This is a genomic window from Kitasatospora sp. NPDC024654 (assembly GCF_055559155.1).
The window spans coordinates 1-9535 of sequence record NZ_JBVHLF010000148.1 but is presented as its reverse complement, the minus strand read 5'-3'; the positions used below and the strand labels follow the sequence as shown (position 1 = coordinate 9535).

Genomic DNA, 9535 nt, shown 5'->3' with positions numbered 1-9535 from the left:
CCTCCGCCGTCACCTCATCGTCGACCTGCCCTCGCGCACTCACAGCAGAACATCCTGCCGCACCCGCCAATCGAGATCTATCCCTGTAGTACTAGCCGCGCCGGAGCGCGGGGGCGATGGCGGCCTTCAGCCGCCGGGGCAGCCGACCGGTGCGGCGCAGCTCGTCGTAGGCCAGCCGGGAGCCGCGGGCGGCCAGCCGGTACTGCAGGCCGCGGGCGCCGCCGGGGAAGCGGTAGCCGGCCGGGCGGTGTGCGGCGAAGTGGGCGGCGATCCGGCGGAAGAAGTCCTTGCGCAGCTCGGCCGGGACCAGGCCGGGGGAGTCGTAGACGGTCAGCGCCTGCTTGACGGTCCGCTCGAAGACCAGGGTGTGCAGCTCGGCGTCGACCGGGTGGCGGTCGAGGAAGTCGAAGATGGCCTCGTACTGGGCGAAGGCGTCGGCGTGCTTGGGCGAGGAGGTGGCCGTGATCGCGCCGGGACGGCCACGACGGTAGGCGTAGCAGGCCCGGTCGAGGTAGCGCAGCCGGCCGGCCGTCAGCAGGGCGGGGTAGGTGACCGAGATGTCCTCGTAGTAGCCGCGGCCGAAGGAGACGCCGAGGCCGTCCAGGAAGTCGCGGCGGAAGACCTTGTTCCAGACCGACATCACGGTCTTCAGCAGCGCCGGGTGCTCGCGCAGGGTGGCGCCGGCCTCCAGTGGTGAGCCGGCCAGCACGTGCCGCCAGGGGTTGTCCTCGGTGGCGCCGTCCGGATAGACGTGGGTGAAGCCGGTGAGCAGGACGTCCGCGGGTGCCGCGCCGGCCTCCCGGCGGGCCCGCTCGGTGCGCAGCTCGGCCAGCACGGCCGCCAGCGAGCCCTCCGGGAGGTAGTCGTCGCTGTCGACGAACCAGACGTACTCGCCGGTCGCCTCGGGCAGGCCGGCGATCCGGGCGCCGCCGAGGCCCTGGTTCTCGGTGAGGTGCACGACCCGCAGCCGGTCGTCGCGGGCGGCGTAGGCGTCCAGCAGCGCGCCGCAGCCGTCGGGGGAGAGGTCGTCGACCGCGATCACCTCGAAGTCCCGGGGCCCGTCGGCGCCGGCGCCGACGTCGTTCAGGATCGAGTCCAGGCAGCGCGGCAGGAACCGCTCCACGCCGTGGACGGGCAGCACGATGCTGAGGAGGACTCGCACGCTCTTCTTGTCTCCACGGGAGGGCCGGGCGCCTGACCTGGCCACTCTACCGACTCGCCGTGGGCCCTCCGGCGGGGGAAGTGGCGGTGGGAACGAGACCGCCGGTGCCGCGCCCGTGCGAGGGCGGCACCGGCAGCCGGTTGGCGGCTCGACCGACCCTCAACGGCCGACCGCCGGTCCCCCACCGCCTGGAGCCGGGCCGCCGCAGCGTCGAGACGGCCGGACAGTGACTCAGGGGTGGTGGAAGTGCGGAAAAGATGTGCACATATGTTCATCAGTCGAACGCAGCGCACCCGACAGGTAGGCTTGTGGCCCCTTTTCTGCGTTGGCACAGATACTGCTTGGAGGGAACCCCGGCGTCAATCCCCCACGTGCGTTCAGTTCTCGAATATTTCATTCGGGCTGGTCAGCCCTGGTCGGAGGGCCTGCCCGGGCTCGGGTAGGCTCCTGTAGTGCCGTGCGCCCTCGCGGGGCCCCGAGGGAGTGTCGTGCCCGTCGGCCCGCCTCCGGACGCTCCTCCCGCCGAGCGTCCGGTCCGCGTGATGCCGGCGCTGGCGCTGTGCGCCGCGCACCGGGTCACGGCGCGGGTCGCGACCGCCGCCAGTGCGCCCTTCAGGCTCCTGGTGCGCTGCACGCCGCTCGGACCGACCCCCCGGGGGGGCGGCCCGACATTCCTCGACCCGTTTCCGCCCGGTCCGGCCACCGCGCGCTGATGAGGTGTCATGGCCACTGAAGACCGGCGGGAGTTGGCCGCCGCCCGTGACGCGATATCAGCTGTCGAGTGGCCGGATCCCGCTCATCGATGCGCAGTCGTGACCGAAGCCACGGGCCCCTGAGGCCACGTGAGTTGTCACCACACGATACGGTGGCGGAAGACCAGGACGGTTGCGTGAACACCGTCTCGCACGGATAGTCTTCGCCTCACGGCCCTGGCGCCTCGTAGGGGTGGGAAAAAACTCATGGAACACATGCAAGTGCGGAGCAGGCCCCGCGTGCCGGCGATCCAGTGCGGCGTCGGCGCGACCGGCCGGCGGATCGACCGTCACCTGGCCGTGCTCGGCGCCCCCGCGCTCTCGGCGGTGGACACCGCCGAAGCGCTCGGGCTGATAAGGGAGCTGACGCCGTGCGGCGCCAGCGCCCCGGAGGTCCGACGGCACACCAAGCGGGTGCTGTTGCTGGCGCCGCTGCGCAGGCTCAAGCGCAGCCTGTTCGGCAGCCGCGGCTAGGGGAAACGCCTGTCGGTCCGCTGAGGGCGGGCAACGACAGGTACCCGGTGGGGGAGTTGAATCGCCCGCCGGGCCTTTGCCGTGTCCGGGGGAAGGCAACGGGGGTGCGGGGCGGACGTTGCGGGCCCTCCTGAGCGGTGCGGAAACCCGTCATGGGTGAGGATGGCGGCATGGCCGACTCCTTCCAGTCCACGACCTTCGAGATCCTCACCGGCGACCACGAGGTCGCCCTAGACATCACCGAGCGCTGCGCGACCTTCCTGGAGCGGGTGGCGGCCGGCCGGGACGGGCTGCTCAACGTCTTCGTCCCGCACGCCACGGCCGGGGTGGCCGTGCTGGAGACCGGGTCGGGCAGTGACGACGACCTGCTGGCAGCCCTCCGCGAGCTGCTGCCGCCGGACGACCGCTGGCTGCACCGCCACGGCAGCCCGGGGCACGGTCGGGACCACGTGGTGCCCGGCCTCGTCGCGCCGCACGCCACCCTCCCGGTGATCGGCGGGCGGATGGCGCTGGGGGTCTGGCAGTCGGTGGTGTTGGTCGACACGAACGGTGACAACCCGCGGCGGACCGTGCGGCTCTCCTTCCTCGGCTGACCTCGGGGTTGCCCGGGGGCCGGGGGCGGAGTAGGAAGTCGTGGTGATGGACTCTTCGAACCAGCCTGCCGCCGCGTGCCCCGCGGCACCCGCCCTGGACGCCCTCGCGGCGCTGACCCCCGCGGCGGGGGCCGGCCCGCGGGCCGACTGCGTGCTCTGCGGTGAGCCCACCGAGCTGCCGGCCGACCGGGCGGGCAGCACGCTCTGCCCGGTGTGCGCCTGGCAGCAGGCCCAGCGGATCGCCTGCTCCGGCTGACCGCTCCCGTGCTCAGCCGGCGTCGGGTCCGGTGAGGTGCAGGGTCGAGCCCTGGCGCCCCTTGCGGACCAGGAGTTGGGACGGGATCCGCCGGCGCAGGTCGGCGACGTGGCTGACGATGCCGACCGCCCGGTCCCGCTCGCGCAGCCCGTCGAGCACGTCCATCACCTCTTCCAGCGCCTGCTCGTCCAGCGTGCCGAAGCCCTCGTCGATGAAGAGGGTGTCCAGCGGCATGCCGCCCGCCTCGTCGGTCACCACGTCGGCCAGGCCGAGCGCGAGGGCGAGCGAGGCGAAGAAGCTCTCGCCGCCGGAGAGGGTCGCGGTGTCCCGTTCGGTGCCCGTCCAGGCGTCCACCACCAGCAGCGACAGGCCCGAGCGCCGGCCGCCGGAGGCCCGCTCGTCGCTGTGCACCAGGGTGTAGCGGCCGCCGGACATCCGGACCAGCCGGGCGCTGGCGGCCGCCGCGACCTGCTCCAGCCGGGCCGCCAGGACGTACGACTCCAGCGGCATCTTCAGCCGGTTCTCCACGCTGGTGCCGGCGGCGAGCTGGGCGAGCCGGCTGATCCGGCCGTACTCCGTGAGCAGCGGACCCAGCTCGGTGGCCAGCGCGGTCAGCTGCCGGCCCAGCCGGGCCAACTCGGCGCAGCGCTCGCCGGCGGCGTGCTCGGCGGTGGCGGCCGTCCGCAGCCGGTCGGTCGCGGCTCGCAGGGCGCCCTGGGCGTCGGCCGGGTCGACCGGGGGCAGCGCGGCGGCGGCCAGCAGCTCGGGGTCGGCCAGCAGGTCGGCCACCGCCCGCCGCTCGGCGGCACGCTGGTCGAGGCGCCGGCGCAGCCGGTCCTGCTCGGCGGCCGGCAGCCGGACCGCCGCGGCCTCCTCCGGGCTGTCGAAACCGGCGCTCCGGGCGGCCCGGCGCAGCTCGGCCCCGGCCTCCGCGAGGTGGGCGGCGGACTCCTCGGCGGCCCGGGCGGCGGTCAGCACCGCCGCCAGCCGCCCGGCCAGCCGTTCCAGCCCGCCGGCCCGCTCGGCCACCGACGGCGCGTCACCGCGGGCGGCGGCCACCCGCTGGGACAGCTCTGCCCGCTCGGCGGCCATCGCCTCCAGCCGGGCCGTCCGGGCGGCCACCCGCTCCCGGTTCTGCTGCAGCCGGGCGGTGTAGTGCTGGTGGCCCTGCGCCAGGCGCTCGCGCTGCTGCGCCAGGCCGGTCAGCCGCTCGGCGGCCTGCCGGGCGCTGCGGTGCTCGGCGGTCAGCCGGTCCAGCCGCTCGGCCAGCTCGACGGCCGGCTCCTCGCCGGCGGTGCCGGCCGCCTCGGCGGCGGCCAGTCGCAGGGCGGTCAGCTCGCGCTCGGCCTCGGCCGCGGCGTGCTCGGCCGCCTGCTGGGCGGCCACCGCGGCCTGCTCGTCGGCCGCGCGGACGGGTGCGGCGGACGACCGGGCCGGCGCGGGGTGGTTGTCGGAGCCGCAGACCAGGCAGGCCTCGCCGGGCCGGAGTCGGCCGGCCAGCTCGGCGGCCATGCCGTCCAGACGACGTTGGCGCAGGTCCAGGGTGTGTTCCCGGGCGGAGAACGCGGTGCGCTGCCGGGTGAGGAGGGTGGCCTCGGCGGCGGTCGCCCGGGTGCGCAGGTCGTCGCGGCGGCGGGCCGCGGCGAGCCGCTGTTCGGCCTCGGCGCGGTGGGCGTCGAGCCGCTCGGCCCGGGCGGCGGCGCTGCGGGCGGCCTCCTCCTGCTGGTGCAGGGCCTCGGCCTCGGCCTGGTGGCCGGCCAGCCAGCGCTCGGCCTCCTCTGCGAACTCCTCGGCCTGCCGGCGCTCAGCGGCCTCGGTGCGGCCGGCGGCGGTCAGCTCGGCGACCCGGCGCTCGTCGGCCGCGGCGGACTCCAGCCGTCCGAGCGCCGCGCGGACGGCGGCCTCGGCGGCGGCGAGGCGGGGGATGCCGGCGGTGGGGGTCAGGGGGACGGCGGGGAGGGGGGCCGTGCCGTGGCCGGCCGTGACGGTCTCCTGGTCGAAGGTCCCCACGGCGCCGAGCAGGCCCGCCAGCTGCTCCCGCTGCTCGCGCTCGGCCGCGCCGGCCCGCGCGTGGCCGGTCGCCGCGGCCTCGTGCAGCCGGAGCGCCGACTCCACGCCCACCGCGGCCTGGGCCAGCGCCAGCCGGTCCCGTTCGGCCGCGTCCTCGTGCTCGCCCGCCGCCACCGCGGCCGAGCGTGCCAGGGCCTCGCGGTGCCGGCGCTGGCGGGTGGCCAGTTCCTGGGCCGCCGCCAGCGCCCGCTCGGCCGCGTGCTGGCGCTGCTCGGCCGCGTCGAGTGCCGCCGAGGCGCCGGCCAGCCGCTCGGCCGCCTCGGCGCGCAGCAGTGCGGCCCACCCGAGCGCGGCGGCGGCGTCCGGAGCGGTCCCGTGCGGGGGAGCGGCGGGCGGGGCGGTGCTGGCGCCCGGCGCCCCCGCTGCCCGGCGCCGGCCGGCCGGCGCCTCCGCCGGGCCGTCCAGCGCGGGCAGCTGGTCGGCGGCCGTCTCGGCCAGCGGTCCGGCGGCCTGCTCGGTCCGGCCGACCAGCTCGCGCAGCCGTTGCCGTCCGCCCTGCACGGCCGCCTCCTGCCGTTTGCGCCGCTCGGCCAGCCAGTCCTCCACCCGCCCGAACCGGGCGGTGTCGAAGAGCTTGCCGAGCAGCTCGCCGCGGTGCGCGGCGTCGGCCTTCAGGAAGCGTGCGAAGTCGCCCTGCGGCAGCAGCACCACCTGGCAGAACTGGTCCCGGCTCATCCCGACCAGCCGGAGCACCTCCTCGCCGGTCTCCTGGTGCGAGCGGCTCGCCGCCCGCCAGCCGGGCCGGCCCTCACCCGCGTCGGCCACCCACTCGCGCAGCAGGGTCTGCGCCTTCTCCACGGTGAGCCCGGTGCCGCGCTTCTTGGGGCGCGGCTGCTCCGGGATCCGGGTGATCTCCAGCCGCCGCCCGCCGAGCGTCAGCTCCAGCCGGACCTCGGTGAGCTCGTGCGGGTCGGCGTGGTCGCTGCGCGTCCGGTTCGCGCGTCGGGTGCCGGGCAGCTCGCCGTAGAGGGCGTAGCAGACGGCGTCCAGGACGCTGCTCTTGCCCGCACCGGTGGCGCCGCGGAGCAGGAAGAGGCCGCCCTCGGCGAGCGCGTCGAAGTCCACCTGCTGCCGGCCGGCGAACGGGCCGAAGGCGGTGACGGTGAGCCGGTGCAGCCTCATCGCGGCAGCTCCTGGACGCGGTCGGTGGCCTCCCGGACCTGCTCGAAGCCCTCACGCAGCCAGCCCAGCTCGGTGGCGTCCGGCGCCACGCCGGGGCGGACGTGCCGGACGAAGCCCTCGGCGATCTCCAGGTCGGTGCGCCCGCGTACCCGGGCCGCGTACGAGGGGGGCCCGCCGGCCGCCTCCTCGGCGGGCTCGAAGAGCAGCTGGAGGGTGTGCGGGAAGCGCCGGCGGAGCTTCTCCATCGGCTCGGCCGGGCGGCCCGGGTCGGTCAGCGTGACCTGTACCCAGGACTGCTCGTGCGGCGCGTGCTCCGCCGAGGTCAGCAGCTCCTCCAGCCGGCCGCGCAGCCGGGCGAGCGGGCGGGGCACCGGGCAGGCGACCCGCTCGGCGGCCACCGAGCCGTCGGCGGCCAGGTCCACCAGCCACATGCTCTTGCGCTGGTCGGCCTCGGAGAAGGAGTAGGCGAGCGGGGAGCCGCTGTAGCGCAGGTGCGGGGCGAGGGTCTGGGCGCCGTGCAGGTGGCCGAGGGCCGCGTAGTGCACCCCGTCGAAGATCGCGGCCGGAACGCTCGCCACGCCGCCCACCGCGATGTCCCGTTCGCTGTCGCTGGGGGCGCCACCGGTGACGAAGGCGTGTGCCAGGACGATCGCGCGGGTGCCGGCCGGGCGGGTCGCGAGGTCGGCGCGGACCTGGTCCATCGCCGCGCCGAGCACCGCCGCGTGGCCGCCGCGGGCCAGCCCGAAGCGCTCGCGGACCAGCGCGGGCTCCAGGTACGGCAGCCCGTAGACGGCCACCGGGCCGTGCGCGTCGGCCAGCAGCACCGGGGTGCCGCAGCCGCGCGGGTCGGTCCGCAGGTGGACGCCGGCCCGCCCGATCAGGCCGGCTCCGACGCCGAGCCGGCGGGCCGAGTCGTGGTTGCCGCTGATGAAGACGGCGGGCACGCCGAGCGCGGCCAGCCGGTGCAGCAGGTCGTCGAAGAGCTCCACCGCCTCCAGCCCGGGCAGCGCACGGTCGTAGACGTCGCCCGCGACCAGCACCGCCTCGACCGCCTCCCGCTCGACCACCGCGACCAGGTGGTCGAGGAAGGCACGCTGGGCGTCGTGCAGGTTCTCCCGGTGGAACGAGCGGCCCAGGTGCCAGTCGGAGGTGTGCAGCAGTCGCATGGTCCCCGACCTTAACGGGCGGCACGGACAGTCGGGCGGGCGTGCTCTTTGCCCCATGCGGCCGCGAGGGCTGTTCATCGACCGCCTGTTCGGGGAAGATCAACAGGCTGGCCGGACCACGGCCGGACCACGGCGAAGCCCGAGACCGAAGCCCGAGGCCGAAGGAGGACGCATGCAGCGGATCGAGTACAGCGCGGAGATCGCCGACCTGCTCGGCCGCGTCCGTCGTCGTCCGGTGGCGGGCTGGCCCTGGCGACCGGGCGAGCCGGTGCCGTCCTGGCTGTCGGTCAAGCAGTCCTGGGGTTGGCTCTTCGCCCCGGACGGCCGGGTGCTCACCCTGGTCAATCCGAAGGACGGCGTGGTGAGCCTGCCCGGCGGCTCGCTGGAGACCGAGGACGGCGGCGACCCGGGCGCCGCGCTGGCCCGGGAGGCGGCCGAGGAGGCCCGGGCGGTGATCGGGCCGGCCCACTACCTGGGCTACCTCTACGACCGGGTCGGTTCGGCCAACGGCGGCCACGAGTGCGCGCGGGTGCGGATGGCGGCGAGGCTGCACGCGGTCGGCTCGAGCCGGCCGGACCCGGCCTCCGGACGGCACTACCGCCGGCTGCTGGTGGCACCCGGCCTGGCCGTCGAGCTGCTGGGCTGGGGGGAGCCGGGCCTGCGGCAGGCCCGGGCCGCGGTGCAGCTGGCGGTGGCCCGGCTCGGGGTGCCGGCGGCGGCGAACGAGGTGATCGAGGAGCTGCCGGAGAAGGGTTGCGTGCTCTCCCCGACACCGGGGTGAGCAGGCGAAGTGCCCTGCGGCTGACCGGTTTCGCGGTCTTGCGCGCGGGCGGTCGAGCGGGTGCGTGACGGATCCGCGGGGGTGCGGTCGGCCGGGGGCCGGGGGCGTACCGCCGATCGGGTAACCGGTCCGAAACGACGTCAGGCCGACGTTACGGCCAACTCCTCCTTCCGCTACGAGAATTCTCGTCAACAACTTTGGCATGGGCACTTCCCGAAGGCCCGGACCACTGCTACCACTGAGTGACCTGCGTCACAATCCAGTGGAGGTGCAAGTGCGTCCCGTCCGCGCCATATCCGTCGCCCCGATGGCACTCCTGCTCACCGTGGGCTCGTTCTTCCTCGCCTCTCCGGCGGGTGCCCAGACCGTCAACTACGTTGCGCTCGGCGACTCCTACTCGGCCGGCGTCGGCGCCGGCAACTACGACAGCTCCAGCGGTGACTGCAGCCGCAGCGAGAACGCCTACCCGCAGCTGTGGGCCAACCAGAACGGACCGTCCTCGTTCAGCTTCGTGGCCTGTTCCGGCGCCGAGACCGGGGACGTGCTCAACACCCAGCTCTCCGCCGTCAACGCCTCGACCAACCTGATCAGTCTGACCATCGGCGGCAACGACGCGGGCTTCGCCAGCACGATGGAGACCTGCGTGCTGGAGGGCACCAGCGCCTGCGAGAGCGCGGTGAGCACCGCCGAGCAGTACGCCGAGAACACCCTGCCGGGCCAGCTCAACCAGCTGTACGCGGCGATCAGAGCCAAGGCGCCCAGCGCGCAGGTGGTGGTGCTCGGCTACCCGGAGCTCTACCAGATCAACGGTGACTGCCTGTTCGGGATCGGGGACACCTCGCGCAGCGCGATCAACGGCGCGGCGGACGTCCTGGACAACGTGATCCAGCAGGCGGCCGCCCAGGCCGGGTTCACGTACGCGGACGTCAGGTCGGCCTTCTCCGGGCACGAGATCTGCGACGACGACTCGTGGCTGAACAGCACCACCTTCCCGATTGACGAGAGCTACCACCCGACCGCGGACGGCCAGCAGTACGGCTACCTGCCGGTCTTCTCCGCCGCGGCCTGACCCCCCGCCGGGGGGGGGGGGGGGGGGGGGGGGGGGGAGGGGGGGGGGGGGGGGGGGGGGGGGGGGGGGGGGGGGGGGGGGAGGGGGGGA

Annotated in this window: 8 protein-coding genes; 5 read left to right on the top strand and 3 right to left on the bottom strand. The window is 75.4% G+C overall.

The genetic code is table 11. The features are described 5' to 3' along the window. Nucleotides 1-91: 91 nt before the first annotated feature. Nucleotides 92-1162: a glycosyltransferase family 2 protein gene (locus tag ACZ38L_RS37060; RefSeq protein ID WP_465702050.1), complete on the bottom strand. Its 1071-nt coding sequence runs from the start codon at nt 1160-1162 to the stop codon at nt 92-94. Between the two features lie 959 nt (nt 1163-2121). On the opposite strand from ACZ38L_RS37060, the gene ACZ38L_RS37055 reads away from it, so the two are divergent. The 3 genes from ACZ38L_RS37055 to ACZ38L_RS37045 all read left to right on the top strand — a co-directional run bounded on the left by ACZ38L_RS37055 (nt 2122) and on the right by ACZ38L_RS37045 (nt 3237). Further along, nucleotides 2122-2388, top strand: a complete 267-nt coding sequence (locus ACZ38L_RS37055; protein ID WP_465702048.1) for a hypothetical protein — start codon at nt 2122-2124, stop codon at nt 2386-2388. 170 nt (nt 2389-2558) lie between these two features. Continuing rightward, nucleotides 2559-2981 carry a YjbQ family protein gene (locus ACZ38L_RS37050; RefSeq protein ID WP_465702046.1) on the top strand — a complete coding sequence of 141 codons (423 nt, stop codon included), beginning with the start codon at nt 2559-2561 and terminating at the stop codon, nt 2979-2981. Nucleotides 2982-3027: 46 nt separating this feature from the next. Then, nucleotides 3028-3237 carry a hypothetical protein gene (locus ACZ38L_RS37045; RefSeq protein WP_465702045.1) on the top strand — a complete coding sequence of 70 codons (210 nt, stop codon included), beginning with the start codon at nt 3028-3030 and terminating at the stop codon, nt 3235-3237. Between the two features lie 12 nt (nt 3238-3249). Here the strand turns inward: ACZ38L_RS37045 and ACZ38L_RS37040 are convergent, their stop codons facing one another. Then, nucleotides 3250-6429 carry an AAA family ATPase gene (locus tag ACZ38L_RS37040; RefSeq protein WP_465702043.1) on the bottom strand — a complete coding sequence of 1060 codons (3180 nt, stop codon included), beginning with the start codon at nt 6427-6429 and terminating at the stop codon, nt 3250-3252. Further along, a complete protein-coding gene (locus ACZ38L_RS37035) occupies nt 6426-7595 on the bottom strand; it encodes an exonuclease SbcCD subunit D (protein ID WP_465702041.1) in 1170 nt (389 codons plus the stop codon). Before ACZ38L_RS37035 ends, ACZ38L_RS37040 begins: the two co-directional genes overlap by 4 nt. Before the next feature lie 172 nt (nt 7596-7767). On the opposite strand from ACZ38L_RS37035, the gene ACZ38L_RS37030 reads away from it, so the two are divergent. Further along, complete coding sequence (locus tag ACZ38L_RS37030) at nt 7768-8376, top strand: hypothetical protein (RefSeq protein ID WP_465702039.1); 609 nt, start codon at nt 7768-7770, stop codon at nt 8374-8376. A 307-nt stretch (nt 8377-8683) separates the two neighbouring features. Further along, nucleotides 8684-9445, top strand: coding sequence for an SGNH/GDSL hydrolase family protein (locus ACZ38L_RS37025; protein WP_465702038.1), 762 nt, complete (start codon nt 8684-8686; stop codon nt 9443-9445). Nucleotides 9446-9535 lie beyond the last annotated feature (90 nt).